This window comes from Nocardia blacklockiae (assembly GCF_015477355.1).
GTDB lineage: Bacteria > Actinomycetota > Actinomycetes > Mycobacteriales > Mycobacteriaceae > Nocardia > Nocardia blacklockiae.
The window spans coordinates 1,333,132-1,357,608 of sequence record NZ_JADLRJ010000001.1; the positions used below are offsets into that span (position 1 = coordinate 1,333,132).

A 24,477-nucleotide genomic window follows, 5' to 3' on the forward strand; every position below is an offset into this window, starting at 1 on the left:
AGCCACGGCCTGGCAATCCTGCCGATACTCGTGGTGTTCGGCCGCTCCGATGGTCGCCGGACATCGTAACGAGAGATTAGAGCAACAATGAGTACGCCCGACGACACCGCTGTGTGCTGCCCCAAGAGCCTGCCGGAGGACAGGCAGCTGGAGTCCGCCAGAACGGCCGTGGAAATCAATCCCGCGAACCATCCTCATCTGCGCCCGGCAATCAAGTTCCTCGGCGCCGGGACGGTGACGAAACAACTCATCGCCGCGTTGGCCGGCAAATACTGGCGCAGCGGTGGCGTGCACCTGGCCGTGCGGTTCCTCGACACCCGCGACACCGCGCTGAAGAATCACATCCTGGCGCACATGAACGCGTGGTCCCCGGGCGCGAATGTGCAATTCAGCGAGAGCCACAGCGCCGACGCCGAGGTCCGGATCGCCCGCACGCCCGGCGGCGGGTACTGGTCGTATCTGGGCACCGACATCCTGCACATCGACCCCGACCAGCCGACCATGAACCTGGACTCGTTCTCCCTCACCACCTCCGAGAACGAGTATCGGCGTGTGGTCCGGCACGAGACCGGCCACACCCTCGGCTTCCCGCACGAGCATCTGCGCCGCGACATCGTGGCGCGCATCGACCCCGACAAGGCGATCCGGTATTTCGCGCAGCTCGCCGGCTGGGACGAGGCGACCACCCGCGCCCAGGTCCTCACGCCGCTCGAGGAGACCGCCCTCCTCGCCACCCCGACCGACAACCAGTCGATCATGTGCTACCAGCTCCCGGCGCGGATCATGCGCGACGGCCGGGGCGTCCCCGGCGGCCTCGACATCAACGACCGGGACCACCATTTCGCCCACGACCTCTACCCCACCGCACTCGTCACCGCGCCGTCCGCGCGGCCGGCCGCCGCGGCGAACCCTGCCGCGCGCTAGCACCGACGACCGGCGCCGCCCCGAATCAACGGAGATCCGCTGCGGCGCAACGGTTCGAGGACAACCGGAGTCCTCACCCGGTCCCCCGCACGACGAGGTGCGGGGGCCGACACGTGCCGCGGGTCAGTGGGGCTTCGAAAGGCGCGGGCCCGCTCGGTGTCACTGCCGCCGCGCGCCGAGCTGTTTGCGCAGGATCGGCCCGATCACGGCCAGCGGCTCCGGGTTGCACATCTCCACGTGCGCGCAGTCGACGAGGTGTTCGTGAACCTCGCCGAGGACGAACGAGCGCCAGCTGTCGGCGCCGCCGGTCGACTCCATCCAGTCGTCCTCGCCCACCGGACCGGAATCCGCCAGCGCCGTGAAGTACAGCAGGTCGCCGTCGTAGCGGGTGGGCACGAACCGGTGGCCCATGTGGGTGCCCGCGAGGTAGCCGTCGTACACCCGCTGCACCTGCGCCGCGGTCAGCGACTGGAACGGGCCGCCGTGGCGGCGCAGCAGTTCCGCCGCCTCCTCGGCCGAGACGTCCCGGCTGCCGAGGTCCGTGTCGCCCAGCAGCGCGCCGAGCAGTTCGCTGGCGGTGGGATCGGCGGGTTCGGGTTCGCCGGCCAGGATGCGGGTGTCCATCATGGCCAGCAGCGCGATCTCTTCGCCGGCCTGCCGCAGCTGCCCGGCGATCTCGTAGGCCAGGAGCCCGCCCAGCGACCAGCCGAGCAGGTGGTACGGCCCGTGCGGCTGCACCTTCCGGATCTCCGCGACGTAGCGGGCGCTCACCGCCTCGACCGTCTCCAGTCCGTCGCCGTCGCCGGTGAGGTGGGGCAGTTGCAGGCCGTAGACGGGCTGTTCGGGGTCCAGGTGCGGCAGCAGTCCCGAGTACGTCCAGGCCACGCCGGTGACGGAGTGGACACAGAACAGCGGCGCGCCGCTCCCGGCGCGCAGCGGCAGCATCGTCGCGAACGCCGAATCCACCACGGACTCGGTCGTTTTCGCCCCGGCGTCGAGACGCGCGGCGATGCCGGCCGGGGTCGGGTCGAGGAACAGCGTCTGCATCGGCACGTCGAGCCCGTGGCGTTCGCGCACGATGGCGACCACCTGCGTGGCCAGCAGTGAGTTGCCGCCCAGCTCGAAGAAGTTGTCGTCCGCGCCCACGGTGTCGGCGCCGAGCGCGATCTCGAAGGCCGCGCACAGCGCCGTCTCGGTGGGCTTGGCCGGTGCCCGGTAGCTCGCGCTCGTCATCGGCTCGGGCGCGGGCAGGGCGGCGCGATCGATCTTCCCGGCCGCGGTGAGCGGCAGCGCGTCCACGAGCGTGATCGCCTGCGGCACCATGTATCCCGGCACTCGCTCCGACAGGTGCCTGCGCAGCTCGGCCACCGTGGCGGACGCGCCCGGCGCCAGGGCCACATAGGACGCCAGGATCGTTGTCCCGCCGGGCAACTCGTGGCCGAGGGTGACCGCGTGCCGGACCTGCGGGTGCGCCACGAGCACGGCGTCGATCTCGCCGAACTCGATGCGGAAGCCGCGGATCTTGACCTGGTCGTCGGTGCGGCCCAGGTATTCGAGTTCGGGGCCGTCCGCGCCCGGGGTCCAGCGCACCAGGTCACCCGTGCGGTACATCCGTTCGCCCGCACGGCCGCAGGGGTCGGCCACGAACCGCTCGGCGGTCAGGCCGCGCCGCCCGTGATAGCCGCGCGCCAGGCCCGGACCGGACAGGTACAGCTCGCCGGGCACGCCGACGGGTACGGGATGCAGCCTGGAATCCAGGACCAGCAGGCCGAATCCGCGGACCGGGCCGCCGACGGTGACGGTGCCACCGGCCCGCAACGGCGCGGTCAGGGTCGCGGCCACGGTCGCCTCGGACGGGCCGTAGGCGTTGTACATCCGCTTGCCGCCCTCTCCCGCCCAGCGCCGCACCAGTTCCGGGCCGCAGCGGTCGCCGCCGACCATGACCGCCTCGAGACGGTCGAGCCCGGCCGGGTCCACGGTGCCCAGCGCGGCCGGGGTCACGAACGCGTGCGTGACCGCCTCCTCGGCGAGCAGATCGCGCAGCTGCGCGCCGCCGTACACGTCGGCCGGGGCGATGACCATCGTCGCCGCACCGCCGAGGGCGAGCAGCAGCTCCAGCACCGCGGCATCGAAGCTCGGCGACGCGAAGTGCAGCACCCGCGAGCCCGGGACCACCGCGCACCGGTCGTTCAGCTCGGCGGCGAAGTTCGCCAGTCCGGCGTGGGTCACGGTGACGCCCTTGGGGATTCCGGTGGAGCCGGAGGTGTAGATGAGATACGCGGGCTGATCGAGCCGCATCGGGGCGGTGCGCTCGTCGTCGGTGATCGGCGCGTCCGACGCGATCCCGAGGGCGTCGACGAACTCCGGGTCGTCCAGCAGCAGCCAGTCGACGCCGCCGGGCAGCGCGTCGCGTGCGGCCCGCACGCTCAGCCCGAGCGCCGCGCCCGAGTCGGCCAGCATGTGCCGCTTGCGCTGGTCGGGATAGGCGGGGTCGACGGGCAGGAACGCCGCGCCGGTCTTGGCGACCGCCAGCACCGCCAGCACGGAATGCACCGACCGCGGAATGCCCACGGCGACATACTGTTCCGGGCCGATGCCGCGCCCGATCAGCACCCGGGCGAGCTGGTTGGTGATCCGGTCCAGCCGGGCGTAGCCGAGTTGCTCGGACCGGTAGCGCACGGCCGCGCCGACCGGGTGCCGCGCCACCGCCGCGCCGAACAGCTCCGCCAGGGTCGCCGGTGCGATGTCGGACGGGCGGTGCACGGGCGTCAGCGCCCGCGTCTCGTCGTCGGACAGCACCGCGAGATCGCCGACGGCCGCGGCGGGCGCGGCGACGACGGCGTCGAGCAGCCGGGTGAACCGGTCGGCGAGCGCGGCCGCGGTCTCGGCGTCGAACAGGTCGGTCGCGTAGGTGACGGTGAGGTCGATGCCGTCCGGCCGGCCGTCGCCGGTGAACGCCTCGGCGGCGGTGAATTGCAAATCGAACTTGGCGATGCCGAAATCGGGCTGCTCCGCGTCTATTTCGACGCCGGGCAGCCGCAATCGGACCGGCGGCGCGCTGTGCACCGACAGCATGACCTGGAACAGCGGGTTGTGCGCGGTCGACCGGGCCGGGGCCAGCACCTCGACCAGCCGCTCGAACGGAACGTCGGCGTGGGCGAAGGCGTCGAGGTCGCCGGTGCGCACCGCGCGCAGCGTCTGCTCGAACGACCGGTCCGCCGCCAGCGGCGTCCGCAGCACCAGGGTGCCGACGAACATGCCGATCAGGTGCTCGAGCTGTTCCTCGGTGCGGCCGGAGATCGGGGTGCCGATCGCGATGTCGCCCACACCCGACATCCGGTACAGCAGCACCGCCAGCGCGGCGTGCAGCACCATGAACGCGCTCGCGTCGTGCCGCCGCGCGAGCTCGTGTAGCGCGGCGTGCGTGGGCGCGGGCACCGTCGTGCGCACGGACGCGCCCGCATGGCTCGGGGTGACGGGCCGCGGCCGGTCGGTCGGCAGCTCCAGGCACTCCGGCAGCCCGGCGAGGGTCTCGCGCCAGTAGTCCAGCTGTGCCGTCACGCGACTGCCGGGATCGTCCTCGGTGCCGAGGATCTCGCGCTGCCACAGGCTGAAGTCCGCGTACTGCACCGGAAGCGGCGTCCACTCGGGCGCCGTACCCGCGTGCCGGGCCCGGTAGGCGGTGGTCAGGTCGGCGGCCAGCGGTGCGACCGAGCCGCCGTCGGCGGCGATGTGGTGGATCACCAGCACCAGCACGTGCTCGTCGGCGGCCACCCGCACCAGGGCGGCCCGCAGCGGCGGTTCGGACCGCACGTCGAATCCGGCGGCGGCCACTTCCTGGACGTGCCCGGCCGCTCCGGCGGCGTCGGAGTCGATGTGCCGCAGCGTGATTCCCGCCTCGTCGGCGTCCAGGACGACCTGGCTGGGTCCGTCCCCGGAATCCGGGAAGACGGTGCGCAGCGCCTCGTGGCGGGTCACCACATCGCGGATCGCCTGCTCCAGCGCCGCGGTGTCGAGGTCGCCGCGCAGGCGCAGCACGGTCGGGATGTTGTAGACACCCGACGTGGTGTCGAACCGGTTGAGCAGCCACAGCCGCTGCTGGGCGGCGGACAGCGGGATGCGCACGGGCCGGTCGCGGCGTCCCAGCGCGGGCAGCGCCGGACCGTCGCCGGCGACGTCCAGCAGCGCGGCGAGCGCTGCGGGAGTGGGGTTCTCGAACACCGCCCGCACACCCAGCTGCTGTCCGGACAGGGTGGCGATGCGCGCCGACAGCTGGGTCGCCGACAGCGAGTTGCCGCCGAGGTCGAAGAAGCTCTGGTCCGCGCCGACCTCCGCGCGGCCCACGATGTCGGCCATCGCCGTGGCCACCAGGATCTCGTTCGGTGTCCGCGGGGCCCGTCCGGGCAGCGCGTCGGCTCCGAAGTCGGGCTGCGGCAACGCCTTTCGGTCCAGCTTGCCGGTGGGTGTCAGCGGGATCGAGGCCAGCGTGACCAGGGTGGGCACCATGTGCGCGGGCAGGCGTTCGGCGACCCGCTGCGGCAGCGCGCGCACCGTCTCCTCGGTCGCGACGACGTAGGTGACGATCCGGGCCTGCCCGGCGTCGTCGCGGTGCAGCTCGGTGTGCGCGAAACGCACACCGGGACAGCCGGAGACGACCGCGTTGACCTCGCCCAGCTCGATCCGGAAGCCGCGCACCTTCACCTGGTCGTCGGAGCGGCCGACGAAGGTGAGTTCGCCCTCCCGGGTCCAGTACACCAGGTCGCCGGTGCGGTACATGCGGTCGCCGACGACGCCGTACGGGTCGGCGACGAACCGGGCCGCGGTCAGCGCCGGGCGGCGGTGGTAGCCGCGCGCCAGGCCGACGCCGCCGACGTAGAGGTCGCCGACGACCCCGGTCGGCACGGGCCGCAGCACCGAGTCGAGCACCACGGCCGTCACCCCGCGCATCGGGCGGCCCAGCGCGATCGGCCGATCCGGTTGCAGCGGCCGGGAGAACGTGGTGACGATGGTCGCCTCGGACGGTCCGTAGCCGTTGATCACGTCGCGGCCGACCGCCCACCGCTCGACCAGGTCCTGGTCGAAGGCCTCGCCGCCGATGATCAGGGTGGCCAGTTCCGGCAGCGGCCAGCGGGCGGTGTCGATGGTGGCCAGCGCCGCGGGGGTGACGACCGCGTGGGTGACCCGCTCGTGGTCGAGCACCTCGGCCAGTTCGTCGCCGCCGTAGACGTCGGCGGACACCACCACCATGGTCGCGCCGGCGCACCACGCCATCAGCAGTTCCAGGATCGCCACGTCGAAGCTCGGCGAGGCCAGATGCAGTGTGCGCGAACGGCTGTCGATGCCGAAGCGGGTGCGGACCACCTCGGCGCAGTTGAACAGGCCGCGGTGGGTGACGGCCACGCCCTTGGGCCGCCCGGTGGACCCGGAGGTGTAGATGACGTAGGCGACGTCCGCGGCGCGCGGCGCCCGCCGCAGCTCCTCGGGGGCCAGCGCCCGCGTGGCGACCGCGGGGTCGTCCAGCTCGGTGAACGACAGCCACTGCACCTCGGCGGGCAGCTGCGCGAGCTGGTCGTCGGTCGTCAGCCCGATGCGGGCCTCGGCGTCGGCGAGCATGTGCCCGATCCGCTCGGCCGGGTGGCGGATGTCGACCGGCAGGAACGCCGCGCCGGTCTTCGCGATCGCCAGCGAGGCGACCACCGAGTCCAGCGACCGGGCCATGGCCAGCGCGATCACGTCGCCCGCGCCGAAGCCGCGCGCCGCCAGGATCCGCGCCAGGCGGTTGGTCCGGCGGTCGAGCCCGCGGTAGCTCAGCTCGGCCAGGCCCTCGCGCAGCGCGACCCGGTCCGGGTCGGCCGCGGCGGCCGCGAAAAGGCCCGGCAGCGTGCGGGTCTCGGCCGCGGGCTCGCCGCGCGCCGGGACCAGGTTGTCGCGTTCGCGGTCGTCGAGCAGGTCGATCTCGCCCACCGCGACGCCCGGATTCGCCGCGACCTCGGTGAGGATGCGGATGAATTGGGCCGTGAACCGTTCGGCGGTCTCGGGGTCGAACAGGTCGGCGGCGTAGCGCACCACCACCTCGATCGCGCCGGGGCCGTCGCCGTCGCGCGCGGGTGTCTCGGTGAGCCCGAAGTGCAGATCCCATTGCGCGACATCGGCGTCGATGTCCTCGGGGACCACCTCGACGCCCGGCAGCCGCAGCTGCGCCGGTGCCTGGTTGTTCAGCGCCAGGCCGACCTGCACCAGCGGCTGGTAGGCGGTGCTGCGGACCGGGTTGAGCAGTTCGACCAGCCGCTCGAACGGCAGGTCGGCGTGCGCGAACGCGTCGATGTCGCTCTCCCGCACGGCCGTGAGGAGGTCCTCGAACGACTGGGTGGGCCGCACCCGGGTGCGCAGCACCAGGGTGCCGACGAACATGCCGACCAGGTCGGTGAGCTGATGGTCGGTGCGCCCGGCGACCGCGGTGCCGACGGCGACGTCGTCGCGGCCGCTCGAACGCGCCAGCAGCACGGCGAGCGCGGCGTGCAGCACCATGAACACGCTGGCGTCGTGCCGCCGCGCCAGCTCCGAGAGGCGCTGGTGCACAGCGGCTTCGACGGCCGCGCGGGTCTTGCCGCCGCGGTAGGACGGGGTCGGCGGGCGGCGGCGGTCGGCGGGCAGGTCGAGGCAGTCGGGGAGGCCGGCCAGCGTGCGCCGCCAGTAGTCGGCCTGCCGGGCGGCCACGCTGCCGGGCTCGTCCTCGCGGCCGAGCAGCTCGCGCTGCCACATGCTGTAGTCGGCGTACTGGACCGGCAGCGGCGGCCATTCCGGCGCGGATCCCGCGCGCCGCGCCGTGTACGCCGCGGCGATGTCGCGCGAGAGCGGGGCCAGTGACGCGCCGTCGGCGGCGATGTGGTGCAGCACCAGCACCAGCACGTGGTCGTCGGCGGCGATCCGGAACAGCGCGGCCCGCATCGGCGCCTCGGTGGTCAAGTCGAAACCGCGGGCACCGAATTCCCTTGCGGCAGCGCGCCATTCGCCATCTTCGACGTCGACGACCGACAGCCGGATCTCGTCACCGGCGGTGACGATCTGCGCCGGTCCCTCCGGTCCGTCCGGGAACACGGTGCGCAGCGCCTCGTGCCGGTCGGCGACATCGCGGATCGCCCGCGCGAGGAGCGTGGCGTCCAGCGCGCCGCGCAGGCGCAGCGCGGCGGGGATGTTGTAGGCGCCCGAGCCGGTCTCGAAGCGGTTGAGGAACCACAGCCGCTGCTGCGCCGGGGACAGCGGGACACGCTCCGGGCGCGGCCGGACCGTCAGTGCCGGGCGCGCCGAATCCTCCTGTCCCGCAGCGCCGTCCAGCACCGCGGCGAGCGCGGCGGGGGTCGGGTTCTCGAAGACCGCCCGCACCGGCAGGTGCCGCCCGGAGTCGGCGGCGATCCGGGCCACCAGCTGCGTCGCGGACAGCGAGTTGCCGCCGAGGGCGAAGAAGTCGTGGTCGGCGGCGATCTCGTCGTGCCCGACCACGGCCGCCATCGCGGCGGCGACCAGGATCTCGCTCGGCGTCTCCGGTGCCCGGCCGGGCGCGGTGCCGGCGTCGAGGTCCGGCTCCGGCAGCGCGGCGCGATCGAGTTTTCCGTTGGGGGTCAGCGGAATCGAGTCGAGTTCGACGATGGCCGAGGGCACCATGTGCGCGGGCAGCCGCTCGGCGAGCTGCCGCCGCACCGCCTCGGCCACCGGGACCGAGACCCCTTCCGCCGCAACGACGTAGGCGACCAGCACCGGGTTGCCGACGGTGTCGCGGCGCACGTCGGTGTGCGCGAACCGCACCTCGGGACACGCGGACGCGACCGCGGTGATCTCACCGAGTTCGATGCGGAACCCGCGGATCTTCACCTGGTCGTCGGAGCGCCCCACGAACATCAGCTCCCCGGTCGCGGTCCACCGCACCACGTCTCCGGTGCGGTACATCCGCGCGCCCGGCTCCCCGTGCGGGTCGGCGACGAAGCGCCCGGCGGTGAGCGCCGAGCGGCCCAGATAGCCCTGCGCCAGACCGCATCCCGACACGTACAGCTCCCCCGCCACCCCGATCGGCACCGGGCGCAGCCGCGCGTCGAGCACCACGGCGGCGGTGCCGCGGATCGGGCGGCCCAGCACGACCGGCGCGTCGGCGGGCAGCGGATCGGAGATGAGGGTCATGATGGTCGTCTCGGTCGGGCCGTACCCGTCGTACAGATTCCGGCCACCGGCCCAGCGCCGCACCAGGTCCGGGGCGACGATCTCACCGCCGACCATCAAGTATCGCAGCGCGGGCAGCGGCCACCGCTCGGCGTCGATGGTCGCCAGCGCGGCGGGCGTGATGAAGGCGTGGGTGACCTGTTCGCGGTCGAGCAGCGCGGCCAGTTCGTCGCCGCCGTACACGTCGGCGGGCGCGATCACCATCGTCGCGCCGGCGCTCCAGGCCAGCAGCATCTCCAGCACGGAGGCGTCGAAACTGGGCGAGGCGAAGTGCAGCGTGCGGGCCTGCGGGTCGATCCGGTACCGATCCCGTTGCTCGGCGGCGAAATTCGCGAGCCCGCGGTGGGTGACCGCGACGCCCTTCGGCAGGCCGGTCGAACCGGACGTGTAGATGACGTAGGCGAGGTCGTCGACGTGCGGCGGCCGAACCCGCTCGGCGTCGGTCACCGCCGCCGGGTCGCGTTCCGGCGATTCGGGCAGGATCAGCCAGGACAGGTCACCGGGCAGCGCGGCCGCGTCGGCGGCCGCGGTGATGCCCGCCCGCGCCCCCGAATCGGTGAGCATGTGCCGGATGCGTTCGGCGGGGTGGCGCACATCGATCGGCAGGTAGGCCGCACCGGTTTTCGCGACCGCGACCGCGGCGACGATCGAGTCCGCCGAGCGCGGCAGCGCGATCGCGACCACGTCCCCCGGCCCGACCCGGCGCGCGAGCAGCGCCCGCGCGAGGGCGTTGGCGCGTTCGTCGAGTTCGCGATAGGTCAGCGTCTCGGTGCGGTAGGCGAGCGCGGTCCGCTCGGGGTCGCGCGCCGCGGCCGCGCCGACGATCTCCGCCAGCACGACCGGCGCGGTGCCCGCCGCCCCGTGCGCGGGGACCAGGGTGGCGCGTTCGCGGTCGTCGAGCAGGTCGATGTCGCCGACGGGGCGGTACGCGTCGCGCACGACCGCGGCGAGCAGCCGCCGCAGGCGTTGCGCGAACCGGTCGGCGGTGGACCGGTCGAACAGGTCGGTGGCGTAGGTGACCGACAGGTCGAGGCCCGCCGGTTCCCGCTGCGCGTCGTGGGTCTCGGTCAGCGTGACCTGTAGATCCCATTTGGCCACAACGGGTTCCGGTTCCGTGACGGACACGTCGAGGCCGGGCAGTCGCGGCGCGGCCGGTGCCGCGTCGTGCACCGACAGCAGCACTTGGAACAGCGGGTGGTGCGCGGTGGAGCGGACGGGGTCGAGTTCCTCCACCAGCCGCTCGAACGGGATGTCGGCGTGGGCGTAGGCGTCGAGGTCCCCGGCGCGCACCGCCGCCAGCAGGTCGACGAACGAGCGGTGCCCCTCGACCTCGGTGCGCAGCACCAGCGTGCCGACGAACATGCCGATCAGCCGATCGAGCGCCGGGTCGGTGCGTCCGGCGAGGGCGGTGCCGACGGCGATGTCGGAGGTCCCGGACGAGCGGGCCAGCAGTACCGCGAGCGCGGCGTGCAGCACCATGAAAAGGCTGGCGTCGTGCGCGCGGGCCAGCCCGGCCAGTCCCTCGTGGATGTCGGCGGGCACCGTCGCGGTCACGACGTCGCCCCGATGGGTCGCGACCGTGGGGCGGGGACGGTCGGTCGGCAGCTCCAGGCATTCGGGGAGTCCGGCGAGGCGGGTGCGCCAGTAGTCCAGCTGGCGGGCGGCGAGGCTGTCCGGGTCGCTCTCCTCGCCCAGCACCTGCCGCTGCCACAGGGTGTAGTCGGCGTACTGGACCGGCAGCGGCTCCCAGCGCGGCGGATGCCCGGCGCGGCGGGACTCGTAGGCGGCGGCGAGGTCGGCGGCCAGCGGAGCCATCGACCAGCCGTCCGCGGCGACGTGGTGCAGCACCAGCACGAGCACGTGCTCGTCCGCCGCTTCCTGCGAAAGTCCCACGCGCAGTGGCGGTTCGGTGGTCAGGTCGAAGCCCTCGGCGCAGAACTCCGCCAGCGCGGCCGGTCCCGGTTCGAGCTGCCGCCACGCGAGGTCGGCCGGGGCGGCGACGACCTGGCTGGGTCCCTCGGGCGCGGCCGGGAAGGTGGTCCGCAGAATCTCGTGGCGCGCGACGAGATCGGCGACGGCGGCGGTGAGTGCCGCGCGGTCCAGGTCGCCGCGCAGCCGCAGCGCGATCGGGATGTTGTAGGCGCCCGACGCCGGGTCCAGGCGGTTGAGGAACCACAGCCGCCGCTGCGCCGAGGACAGCGGAATCCGTTCGGGGCGCGGTGCGGCCACCAGTTCCGGCTGCCCGCCCAGCACGCCGGGGTCCGCCGCCTCGAGAAGTGCCGCCAGCTCGGCGGGCGTGGGCGCCTCGAACACGGTGCGCACGGCCAGGCGGCAGCCGGTGCGGGCGGCGAGCATCGCGACCACCCGGGTGGCCGACAGCGAGTTGCCGCCGAGGTCGAAGAAGTTCTGTTCCGCGCCGACCGCGGGCAGCCCCGCGACCTCCGCCATCACCGCCGCCACCAGTTTCTCGGCGGGCGTGGCGGGTTCGCGGCCGGGCGCGTCCGCGCCGAACACCGGCTCGGGCAACGCTTTCCGGTCCAGCTTGCCCGAGGGGGTCAGCGGGATCGCGGGCAGCATCAGCACGGCCGCGGGCACCATGTGCCCGGGCAGCGCCGCGGCGGCGTGCGCGCGCACCGCCGCCGCGTCGACCGTCGCGGCGGAGTCGTCGGCGACGACGTAGCAGACGATGCGCGCCGTGCCGTCGGCGGTGTGTATCTCGGTGTGCGCGAAGCGGATCGCCGGATGTGCGGCGACCACCGCGGTGATCTCGCCGAGCTCGATCCGGAAGCCGCGGATCTTCACCTGGTCGTCGGCGCGGCCGACGAAGGTCAGTTCGCCGGTGCCGGTCCAGCGCACCAGGTCACCGGTGCGATAGAGCCGGGCACCGGGTCCGCCGAACGGATTCGCGACGAAACGCGCGGCGGTCAGCCCCGCCCGCCGCAGGTAGCCGCGGGCCAGTCCGTAACCGCCGACGTACAGCTCGCCCACCACGCCGATCGGCACCGGGCGCAGCCGGCCGTCCAGCACGACCAGTTCGACGCCGCGGATCGGGCCGCCCAGCACGATCGGGTCGCCCGGCCGCAGCGCGTGCGAAAGCGCCGGTGCCACAGTAGCTTCCGACGGCCCGTACGCGTTGAACAGCGCGTGCTCGTCGGCCCACGCCGCGACCAGGTCCGCGCCGAACGCCTCGCCGCCCACCACCAGCGTCCGCAGCTGCGGCAGCGCCCAGCGGGTGGCGTCGATGCTGGCCAGGGCGGCCGGGGTGATGAAGGCGTGGGTGATCCGCTCGCGGTCGAGCAGGTCGGCCAGTTCGTCGCCGCCGTACACGTCGGTCGGCGCGACCACCATGGTCGCGCCCGCGCACAGCGCCAGCAGCAGTTCCAGGACCGAGGCGTCGAAGCTCGGGGACGCGAAATGCAGTGTGCGCGAGACGGGTTCGACACCGTAGCGGTCGCGCTGCTCGGCCGCGAAGTTGGCCAGGCCGCGGTGCGGGACCGCGACGCCCTTGGGCACGCCCGTCGATCCCGAGGTGTAGATCACGTAGGCCAGGTCGTCGGCGCGCAGCGGGCGCACCCGCTCGGCGTCGGTGATCGGGGCCGCGCCGAAGGCGAACAGGTCCGCCAGATTCAGCCATTCGACGCCGCCGGGCAGCCGCTCGGCGTCCGCCGCGGTGGTCAGGCCGAGGCGGGCGCCGGAGTCGGTCAGCATGTGCCGGATCCGGTCCGGCGGGTAGTTCGGGTCGACCGGCAGATACGCCGCGCCCGCCTTCACCACGCCGATGGTCGCCACGACGGAGTCGACCGACCGCGTGGTGCCCAGCGCCACGATGTCGCCGGGACCGACGTCGCGCCCGATCAGCATGCGCGCCAACCGGTTCGAGCGTGCGTCGAGTTCGCGGTAGCTCATCTCGGCGACCTCGGAGCGGACCGCGATGCGGTCGGTGTCGACCGCGGCGGCGGCGAACAGCGCGGGCAGCGTCGCCACCTCGACCGGTCCCCGGCCGCGCGCCGGGACGACCGCTGCGCGTTCCGCGTCGAGCAGGAGTTGCGCCGCGCCGACCCGGGCGGCGGGGTCGCCGACCACCGCGTCCAGCACCAGCAGATACCGGTCCACGAGCTGCCTGGCGGTGCGCTCGTCGAACAGGTCGGTCGCGTAGTCGAGACGCAGTTCGATGCCGTCGGGCCGCCGTTCGGCCGTGCGCGTCTCGGTGAGCTCGAATTGCAAATCGAATTTCGCGACGCCGGGGTCGGCGCGTTCGGGCTCGATGTCCAAGTGCGGCAGCCGCAGTCGCGCGGGCCCGGCGTTGTGCACCGACAGCATCACCTGGAACAGCGGGTGGTGTGCCGTGGAACGGGCGGGGTTCAGCAGTTCCACCAGCCGCTCGAACGGGATGTCGGCGTGCGCGTAGGCGTTCAGGTCGACTTCGCGCACGGTGTCGAGGAATTCGAGGAAGGTGTGGTCCTCGTCGACGCGGGTGCGCAGCACCAGGGTGCCGACGAACATGCCCACGAGGCGTTCCAGTTGCTCGTCGACGCGGCCGGCGACGGGCGTGCCGATCGGCACGTCGGTGCCGCCGGTGAGGCGGGCGAGCAGCAGCGCCAGCGCCGCGTGCAGCACCATGAACACGCTCGCGTCGCGGGTGCGGGCGAGGTCGGCGACGCGGGCGTGGGTGTCGGCGTCGATCCGCGCGACCACGGTGCCGCCGGCGTGCGTCGCCACCGCCGGGCGGGGGCGGTCGGTCGGCAACTCGAGGCATTCGGGCAGGTCGGCCAGCGTGGCGCGCCAGTACTCCAGCTGCCCGGCGGCGAGGCTGCCCGGATCCTGCTCGTCGCCGAGCAGGTCGTGCTGCCACAGCGTGTAGTCGGCGTACTGCACGGTCAGCGGCGGCCACTGCGGCGACCGGCCGGCACGGCGCGCCTGATACGCCGCCGCGACGTCGGCCGCCAGCGGTGTCATCGACCAGCCGTCGGCCGCGATGTGGTGCACCACCAGCACGAGGACGAACTCCTGGTCACCGGTGCGCAGCAGTTCGCCGCGCAGCGGGAGGTCGGTGGTCAGGTCGAAGCCGCGCCCGGCCAGTGCCCGCACCCGCGACGCCACGCGGTCCGCGGGCACATACAGCACCGGCGGTGTGATCGCCGCGCTCTCCGCCGCGACGACCACCTGGCTCGGCCCGTCCGCGGAATCGGGGAAGACCGTACGCAGCGCCTCATGCCGCTCGACGACGTCGCGCAGCGCGTGCCGCAGCGCCGCCACGTCCAAGTCGCCGCGCAGCCGCAGCACGATCGGGATGTTGTAGGCGCCGGAGGAGGTGTCGAAGCGGTTGAGGAACCACAGCCGCTGCTGGGCCATCGACAGCGGCACCCGGTCGGGACGCTCCCGGCGGCCCAGCACCGGGCCGCTGCGGCCGGCGCGGTCGAGCGCCGCGGCCAGCCCGGCCGGTGTCGGGTGCTCGAAGACCGCCCGCACGGCCAGTGTCCGGTGGGTGGCGGCGGCGAGCCGCGCCACCAGCTGGGTCGCGGACAGCGAGTTGCCGCCCAGTTCGAAGAAGTTGTGGTCGGCGAAGACCGGTGTGTGCCCGACGATTTCGGCCATCACCGCGGCCACGAGGCGCTCGTTCGGCGTCACCGGTGCGCGCCCGGCGGTCGCGGCCGCGCCGAAGTCGGGTTCCGGCAGTGCCTTCCGGTCCAGCTTGCCCGCCGGAGTCAGCGGAATCGACGGCAGCTCCACCAGGACCGACGGCAGCATGTGCGCGGGCAGCCGCTCGGCCGCCTCGGCGCGCACGGCCGCCGCGTCCAAAGTCGCGCCGTCGGCGGCCGCCACGTAGGTGACGATGCGCGGGGTGCCCGACCGGTCGCCGCGGACCTCGCTGTGCGCGAAACGCACGGCGCGACAGGCGGACACGACGGCGTTGATCTCGCTGAGCTCGATGCGGAAGCCGCGGATCTTCACCTGGTCGTCGGCGCGCCCGACCAGCGCCAGCTGTCCGCCCGCGGTCCAGCGCGCGAGGTCGCCGGTGCGGTACAGGCGCGCGCCGTCGGCGAACGGATTCGCGACGAACCGCTGCGCGGTCAGGCCGGGCCGGTGCTGATAGCCCCGGGCCAGGCCCGCGCCCGCCAGGTACAGTTCGCCGGTGACTCCGGGCGGCACCGGGTGCAGCCGGGAATCCAGTACGGCGAGCCCCGACCCGCGAATGGGTGTGTCTCCCAGCACGACCGGGTCGCCGGTCCGCAGCGGTGCGGAGACGATCGCGGCGACGGTGGCCTCGGTCGGGCCGTAGGCGTTGAGCATGGTGCGGCCCTCGGCCCACGCGTCCACGAGTTCGGCGCCGCACGCCTCGCCGCCCACGATCAGGCAGCGCAGGCGCGGCAGCGGCCGCCGCACCGGGTCGATGCTCGCCAGCGCCGCCGGGGTGACGAAGGCGTGCGTGACGCGCTCGCGGTCGAGCAGGTCGGCCAGTTCGTCGCCGCCGTAGACGTCGGTCGGCGCGATCACCATGGTCGCCGGGCCGCAGAGCGCCATCAGCAGCTCGAGGATCGAGGCGTCGAAGCTCGGCGACGCGAAATGCAGTGTGCGCGAGTGCTCGTCGACGCCGTAGCGCTGCTGCTGTTCGGCCGCGAAGCTGTGCAGGCCGCGGTGGGTGACCGCGACGCCCTTGGGCAGACCGGTGGTGCCGGAGGTGTAGATGACGTAGGCGACGTCGTCGATTCCGTTGGGGCGCAACAGGTCCCGCTCGGTGAGCGGCCGCGCGTCGGTGTCGGCGCACTCGGGCATCGGCAGCCAGGTCGTGGCGTCCGGCAGTCCGGCCGGGTCTCCGGCGGTGAGGCCGAGACGAGCCCGCGAATCGGCCACCATGTGCCGGATGCGGTCCTGCGGGTACCGGCGGTCGATCGGCAGGAACGCCGCGCCGGTCTTGGCGACGGCGATCGTGGCGACCACCGATTCGACGGAGCGGTCCAGGGCCAGCGCCACCACCTCGCCGGGTCCGGCGCCGTGGGAGATCAGTTCGCGCGCGAGCTGATCCGACCACCGGTCGATCCGGCGGTAGGTCAGGGCGCGCGACCCGGCGCGCACGGCGTCGCCGTCCGCACGCCGCCGCACGGCCGCGCCGAAATAGTCGGCGAGGGTGACCGGCGCGGCGGCGGGCTCGCCGGTCGCGGGCGCCAGGGCGGCGCGTTCGCGGTCGTCGAGCAGGTCGAGGTCGCCGACCACGAGGTGCGGGTCGGCGGCGACGGCCGACAGCGTGGCGAGGAACCGCCACGCCAGCTGTTCGGCGGTGGCGGCGTCGAACAGGTCGGTGGCGTAGGTCAGGCGCAGCGCGATGCCGTCGGCCGCCCGCTGCGCGGTGTAGGACTCGACCAGCGTGAACTGCAGATCCCAAGCCGCGGCGTCGGATTCGATCGCCTCGGCGGCGACGTCGAGACCGGGCAGCCGCACCCCGTCGGGGACCTCGCTGTGCACCGACAGCATCACTTGGAACAGCGGGTGGTGCGCGGTCGACCGCACCGGGTTGAGCACCTCGACCAGTCGTTCGAAAGGCAGGTCGGCATGGGCGAAGTCGTCGAGGTCGCCGTCGCGCACCGCGGCGAGCAGGTCGGCGAAGCGCCGGTCGGCGGGCACCCGCGCGCGCAGCACGAGCGTATTGGCGAACATGCCGATGAGCCGGTCGAGCCGCTGCTCGGTGCGCCCGGCGATCGGGGTGCCGATGGCGACGTCGTCGGTCGCCGCCAGCCGCGCGATCAGTACCGCGAGCGCGGTGTGCAGCACCATGAACACGCTCGCGTCGCCGCGCCGGGCCAGCTCCGCCAGCCGCGCGTGCACCGCGGGCTCCACCCGGGCGGTGACCGCGGCCGCGCGCTGGGAGGCCACCGCGGGCCGCGGCCGGTCGGTGGGCAGCTCGGTGCGTTCGGGCAGCCCCGCCAGCCGCGCGGTCCAGTAGTCCCGCTGTTGCGCGGCAAGCGATTCCGGATTCGTCTCGTCGCCGAGCAGTTCCCGCTGCCACAGGCCGAAGTCGACGTACTGCACCGGCAGCGGTTCCCAGTCGGGGGCCGACCCGCCGCGCCGGGCCCGGTACGCGGTCGCGAGGTCGTCGGCCAGCGGCGTGAGCGACCAGCCGTCGGCCGCGATGTGGTGCAGTACCAGCAGCAGCACGTGTTCGTCGCGCCCGCAGCGCAGCAGTTCCACGCGCAGCGGGACGTCGGCCGTGATGTCGAAGCCGCGTCCGGCGGCCTCCGCCAGCCGTTGCCCGAGGGCGGAGTCTGGTACTTCGGTGACGCCGGTCAGGGGGACGACCGCCGCCGCGTCCAAGACGACCTGATGCGGGCCGTCCGCGCTGTCGGGGAACACCGTGCGCAGTGTCTCGTGCCGTGTCACGAGGTCGGTGCACGCCGCGGCCAGGGCGGCGACGTCGACCGTGCCGCGCAGGCGCAGCGCGACGGAGATGTTGTAGGCCCCGGAGGAGGAGTCGAACCGGTTGAGGAACCACAGCCGCTGCTGCGCCGCCGACAGGGGGATCCGTGCCGGTCTCTCCCTCGGCCGCAGCACCGGCCGGGCGGCCGCCCCGGACTCCCCGGCCAGTCGCGCGGCCAGGCCCTCGACCGTCGGCGCCTCGAAGACCGCCCGCACCGCGACGGTGCCGTCCGTCGCCGCGCTCAGCCGTGCCACCACGCGCGTCGCGGCCAGCGAGTTGCCGCCCAGGGCGAAGAAGTCGTCGTCCAGGCCCGCGCGCTCGATGCCGAGCACCTCGGTGAAGGCCGCCGCGACAGCCTGTTCGAGTTCCGTTCGCGCGGAGCGGTATTCGCGGACCTCGAAGGTCGGCGCGGGCAACGCACGCCGGTCCACCTTCCCGTGCACCGTCAGCGGCAGCTCGTCGAGCACCACGTAGGCGGCGGGGACCATGTAGGACGGCAACGCCTGCGCCAGTCCGGCGTTGACCGCCGCGGTGTCGATCACTGCCCCCGGGGCGGGGACCACGTAGGCGATCAGGCGGTCGCCGGTGTTCGCGTCGGTGTGCACGAGCGCCACCGCCGCGGCGATCTCGTTACGGCGCAGCAACGCGGTCTCGACCTCGCCCAGTTCGATCCGGAAACCGCGGATTTTCACCTGGAAGTCGGTGCGCCCCAAGTAATCCAGTGCCCCGGCCGCGTTCCAGGCAACCAGGTCGCCGGTGCGGTAGAGCCGCTCCCCCGGCTCCGCCGCGAACGGGTCGGCGACGAAGCGCTCGGCGGTGAGCGCCGCGCGCCCGAGGTAGCCGGAGGCCAGCTGGACGCCCGCCAGATACAGCTCGCCCGCGACCCCGGCGGGCACCGGGCGCAGCCGGGCGTCGAGCACGTAGGCGCGAGTGTTCCACTGCGGCAGGCCGATCGGCACCGACGCGGTGTCGGCCGCGGTGACGCGGTGCGCGGTCACCGACACCGCGGCCTCGGTCGGCCCGTAGAGATTCCACAGCTCCGCCGCCGGAGCGCTCTCGCGCACCCGCGCGGCGGTGCGGGCCGGCAGCGCCTCGCCGATCGCGAGGATCGCGCGCAGCGACGCCGGTAGCGCGCCCCCGGCGGCGGTGAGCAGCGCGTCCAGCATGGACGGCACCACGTGCAACACCGAAACCCGGTGCTCCGCCATCGTTTTCAGCAGTTGCGCGGGATCGCGGTGGCCGTCCGGCGCCGTGACCACGAGGCGAGCCCCCGCGACGAGCGCCGACCAGAACTCCCACACCGACAGGTCGAATGTCGCCGGAGTCTTGAGCAGGACGGCGTCGCCGCCGCCGAGCGCGAAAGCGTCCTGCTTCCAGCGCAATTGGTTGACGATCGCACGGTGCGGCACGGCCACGCCCTTGGGGCGGCCGGTGGATCCGGACGTGAAGATCACATACGCGGTGTGGTGCGGGCGCAGCGGCCGGATCCGTTCCGCGTCGGTCACCGGCCCGCCGGGCAGCTCGTCCGATTCCGCCCGGTCGATGCGGACCTGCGGGACCGTCGCGGCCGGGAACAGGTCGCGGCCGGTGGTCAGCACGCACAGCGGCGCGGCCGTGCGGAGGATGTAGTCCAGGCGGTCCTCGGGCTGGTCGGGGTCCAGTGGCACATACGTGCCGCCCGCCGCCGTCACCGCGTACATGCCGACGACCAGATCGGCCGACCGCCGCATGCCCAGCGCCACCCGGGTCGCGGGGCCCACGCCTTGGGAGATGAGCTGGCGCGCAAGCCTATTCACCCGCGCGGCGAACGCGCCGTAGGTGAGCGTCGCCCCGCTGTCGTCCACTAGCGCGACCGCGTCCGGGGTGGCGGCGGCCTGCGCGTCGAACATCGAGGCCAGGGTCGCGACCGGGTCGACCGGCCGCGCGGTCGCGTTCGGTGCGCGCAGCAACGCCTCGCGTTCGGCGGGCTCCAGGATCTCGAGATCGCCCACCGCGCCGCCGGGGTCGGCCACGATCTCGGCGAGGATCCGCTGGAACCGCGCGGCGAACCGGGCCGCGGTGGATTCGTCGAACAGGTCCGACGCGTAGATCAGGTGGCCGCGGAGTCCGGCCGGCGCGCCGTCGTCGGCGTAGGTGTCGGTCAGCACCAGCTGGAGGTCGAATTGCGCTACGGCCGTGTCGATCTCGGTGCCGCTGACGGTGAGGCCGGGCAGTTCGAGTTCGGCGCGCTCCAGATTGTGGAAGGAGAATCCGACCTGCACGAGCGGGTGCCGGGCCGTCGACCGGGTCGGATTCAGCGCCTCGACCAGACGCTCGAACGGTAACTCCGCGTGCGCGAACGCCGCCAGGTCGACCTCGCGCTGCTGGGCGAGCAACTGCTCGAACGAGGACCCGGACTCGACCGCCACCCGGAACACGAGCGTGTTGACGAACATGCCGATCAGATCGTCCAACTCGCGTTCGCCGCGGCCCGCGACCGGCGTGCCCACCGCGATGTCGGACATGCCCGACAGCCGCGACAGCAGCACGGCGAACGCGGTGTGCGCCACCATGAACAACGTGCACTGCGCGGCCCGCCCCAGCTCGGCCAGGCGGCGGTGGATCTCGGCGTCGACGGCCAGGTCCACGCGCCCGCCGCGGAAGGACTGCACGGCCGGGCGGTGCCGGTCGTAGGGCAGCGACAGCTCCTCGGGCAGGTTCGCGAGCTGGCGGGTCCAGTACGCCAGTTGCGCGCCGGCCCGGCTGCCGGGCGCGGACTCGTCGCCCAGCATCTCGCGCTGCCACAGCGTGTAGTCGGCGTACTGCACCGGCAGCGGCGCCCACTGCGGGGCGTGCCCGTCGCGGCGGGCGCTGTAAGCCGTCATCAGATCGGTGAACAGCGGATTCAGCGACCAGCCGTCGGCGGCGATGTGGTGCAGCACCACGGCCAGGACGTGCTCGTCGGGCGCGGTGCGCAGCAACTCCACCCGCAGCGCGGTCTCGCGGGTCAGGTCGAAGCCGCGGCGGGCCACGGCGTGCAGCCGCTCCTCGAGGTCGGCCGGGGGAGCCTCGACCACCGGCAGCCGCGGCACCGCCTCCCACGCGGGCACGATCATCTGGGCGGCGCCGTCCACGCCGCCGGGGAACACCGTGCGCAGCGACTCGTGCCGCTCCACCACGTCGGCCAGGGCGTAGCGCAGCGCGGCCACGTCCAGCTCGCCGCACAGGCGCAGCGCGAAGGGAATGTTGTATGTGCTTGCGTCCGTGTCGAACTGGTTGATGAACCAGAGGCGCTGCTGGGCCAGCGAGAGCGGAATGCGCGCCGGGCGCCGGCGGCCCACCAGCGCGCTGCGGGTGTCCGCGCCGACGTGTTCGCGCACCGCCACCGCCAGTTCGGCGACCGTCGCCTCCTCGAGCAGCAGCCGCACGGGCACCTTGGTGTTCAGCACCTCGCCCAGCCGCGACGCCGCCCGGGTCGCGGCGAGCGAGTTGCCGCCGAGCGCGAAGAAGCCGTCGTCCAGCCCGACTCGCTCGACTTCGAGCACCTCGGCGAGCACCGCGGCCACCGCGCGCTCGACCGCGGTGCGCGGCGGGCGGTAGGGCGCGACGTCCGCGGCGGGCTCCGGCAGCGCGCGCCGGTCCAGTTTCCCGTTGACGGTCAACGGGATCGCGTCGAGCACCACGAAGGCCGAGGGCACCATGTAGTCGGGCAGCACTTGCCGCACCGCACCCCGCAGCGCGGCCGTGTCCGGGGTCGCGCCCGGCTGCCCGACGAGGTACGCGACGATCCGCTGCGCGCCGGAATCGTCGCCGCGCACGATCGCGACCGCGTGCCGCACGCTGTCCTGGGCCAGCAGCGCCGCCTCGATCTCGCCGAGTTCGATGCGGAAGCCGCGCACCTTCACCTGGTCGTCGCCGCGGCCCAGGTACTCCACCTCGTGTTCGGCGTTCCACTGCCCGAGGTCGCCGGACCGGTACAGCCGGGATCCGGCCGGGCCGAACGGGTTCGCGACGAATCGCGCCGAGGTCAGCGCCGCGCGGCCGAGGTAGCCGCGCGCCTGCTGCGACCCCTCGACGTAGATCTCACCGGGCACGCCGACCGGCACGGGCCGCAACATGGTGTCCAGCAGCAGGATTCGCAGACCGGGCAGGGCCCGGCCGATGCCGCGGGGCCGCGCGCCGCCGAACGCGGCGGCGTCGAGGGCGCGGAAGGTCACGTGCACCGTGGTCTCGGTGATGCCGTACATGTTGATCAGCCGGGGCGTGTGCTCGCCGTGACGGGCGTACCAGTCCGCCAGGCGGCGCGGTTCCAGGGCCTCGCCGCCGAACACGACGTACCGCAGGTCCGGCAGCGCGGCCTCGGGCCCGGCGGCGCGGTCCGCGGCGTCGAGCTGGTAGAACGCCGACGGCGTCTGGTTGAGCACGCTCACCCGCTCCCGGCGCAGCAGTTCGTGGAACTGCTCGGGCGAGCGCGAGGTCGGATAGTCGACGACGACCAAGGTGCCGCCGTGGAGCAGCGGCCCCCACAGTTCCCACACCGAGAAGTCGAACGCGTAGGAGTGGAACATCGTCCACACGTCGTTCGCGCCGAAGGCGAAGTGCGCCTGCGCGTTCGCGAACAGGGTGGTGACGTTGCGGTGCGGGATCTGCACGCCCTTCGGGCGGCCGGTGGAGCCCGAGGTGTAGATCACGTAGGCCACGTTGCCGGGCGACAGGGGCGCGCGGCGGTCGGCGTCGGTGACCGGGTCCGCCGCGTATCCGGACAGGTCCAGCCGGTCCAATTCCACGGTGGGCACGTCCGCGGGGCCGATCCGGTGCGCCGAGGTGGTCACCACGCAGACCGGCCGGGCGTCGGCCAGCATGAACTCGATCCGCTCCGCCGGATAGTCCGGGTCCACCGGCAGGTAGCCGCCGCCCGCCTTCACGACGGCGAGCAGCGCGACCACCAACTCCACCGACCGCGGCAGCGCCACCGCGACCAGCGTCTCCGGACCCACCCCGGCGTCGATCAGCTTGCGCGCCAACCGGTTCGCGCGACTGTTCAGGTCGTGGTAGCCGACCGATTCCGCGCCGAACCGCACCGCGCACCGGTGCGCGGAGACCGCCGCGATCGCGTCGAACCGATCGGGCAGCGTGCCCGCGTCCCCCGCCGCGTCGTCCACCGCGGCCGTCGCGCCGAGCACCCGCGCATGCTCGGCGGCGCTCATCAGCGGCAACCGGGAGACGGGCGTGGCCGGGTCGGCCGAGAGGAAGGCGGCCAGGTAGTCCAGGAAACGGCGGTGGTGGCCCTCGAGTTCGCCCGGGTCGTAGCGGTCCGGGTTCGCGACGAAGTCGATGTGCAGGCCGTCGCCGTCGCTGCCGTTGTAGATGTTGACCGACAGGTCGTCCACCGGTCCCGTCGACACCAGCTGCATCGTCGCGACGGCCGCGCCGAAGCGAATCCGGTTGTGGTACAGCATGATATTGACGACCGGGCCGAAGAAGCGTCGGCGGTTGCCCGCCGCGCCCCGGTGCCGCTGAATGTCCTCGTGCCGGTAGCGCTGGTGCGCGAGCGCGTCGCGGATGCGAGCGGCGGTGGCGCGCACCAGCTCCGGCGCGCTCACCCGCGCGTCGACCGGGACGCGCAGCGGCACCACATTGGACACATAGCCGGCCGCGGCGCGCAGCACCGGCGTGGTGCGCGCGGTCACGGGCAGGCTCACCACCACGTCGTCGTTTCCGGTCACCGCGGCGAGATAGCCCGCGAGCGCGGCGATGAACAGGGCGGGACGCGACGCGCCCGTCTGCTCGCGCGCGGCGTCCACCAACGCGGCGGTGCGGGCGTCGAGATGCGCGCCGGCCGTGCGACGGCGGGCGCCCGGCGGGGCGAAGCGCCTGCTGAGGCCGAATTCCTCGGGCATCGACTCGATCTGGCCGAGCCAGTAGCGGCGGTCGGCCTCGAAGTCCTCGGACTCGCGGTACTCCTGTTCGGAGCGGTAGACGTCGCAGAGCTCCGCGGCGGCCAGCGGGCTCGCGTCCCGCTCGTCGACCTGCGCGTTGTACCACTCCACGATCCGGCTGATGATCAGCATCGCGCCGTAGCCGTCGATGGCGATGTGGTGCATCTTGGCGTACCAGAAGTAGTGCGCGTCGGCGATCCGCAGCAGCGCGCTCTCGAACAGCGGCGGGCGCAGCGCGTCCATCGGCGTCGAGGAGTCGCGCTCCATCCACGCCAGCGCGGCGGCGCGCGGGTCGCGCTCGGCGCGCAGGTCCACCGCCTGGGTGCGGATGCGGAGGTCGGTCGCCACGCACTGCGACGGCTCGCCGTCGTCCTCGACGATGCGCAGATGCACGCTCTGCAGGTCCCGGGCGCAGCGGTCGATCGCCTCGTCCAGGATGTCGATGTCCAAATCGCCTGGAATATCCAGATATTGGGCGACCGAGAGCGGCACGTCGGGCGCGATGTGCTGGGCCCGCCACATCCCGAGCTGGGCCTCGGAGAGCGGGAACGAACGCGTTGACACCGGAACCGGTCGACCTGACGACTGCGGGGCCAACGAGGTCATGCGGTACTCCCATCGACGGTCTTCGAGCGAACAGTGGTGTGACACGCAGCAACCGCCGCGACGGTCCCATTCGGAAATTCGTTGCCCCCGCCCGACCGGTTGGGTCGAAATTGCATCGAATTCGCAACCGATTCGAACGCACTACCCTGATTCGCGCGTCTACCTCGCACAACGCCCGCCGAGACGCGGCGAATCGGTCTCGACACTATCCGATCATGGTCGGTTTCCGCTCCCCCGAAGACGGCGAACCAGCCCTCGCACGGGCTGCGCGGTATCGAAAACAGGGGCTCGACCGGCGCATCGCGCGTCGCACAGCAGCCTTGCAGCAACGCTTCTCGGCGGACTCGATCGGCCGTCCGCGCCGGGGCCGAAAGACGCACGGCGGCAGCCGAAACCCACTCGAGTCAT

General features: G+C 73.4%; 2 protein-coding genes. One reads left to right on the plus strand and one right to left on the minus strand.

The window, feature by feature from the left end; translation table 11 throughout:
• Window positions 1-87: 87 nt before the first annotated feature.
• On the plus strand, window positions 88-924 hold the full coding sequence (locus IU476_RS05810; RefSeq protein WP_195097212.1) for a M12 family metallopeptidase: 837 nt from the start codon (window positions 88-90) through the stop codon (window positions 922-924).
• A gap of 159 nt (window positions 925-1,083) precedes the next feature.
• Here the strand turns inward: IU476_RS05810 and IU476_RS05815 are convergent, their stop codons facing one another.
• Window positions 1,084-24,027, minus strand: a complete 22,944-nt coding sequence (locus tag IU476_RS05815; RefSeq protein WP_195097214.1) for a non-ribosomal peptide synthetase — start codon at window positions 24,025-24,027, stop codon at window positions 1,084-1,086.
• Window positions 24,028-24,477: the final 450 nt, after the last annotated feature.

Excerpts from the sequence above, each read along its gene's own strand:
- IU476_RS05810 (WP_195097212.1), top strand. The coding sequence starts at position 88 with ATGAGTACGCCCGACGACACCGCTGTGTGCTGCCCCAAGAGCCTGCCG.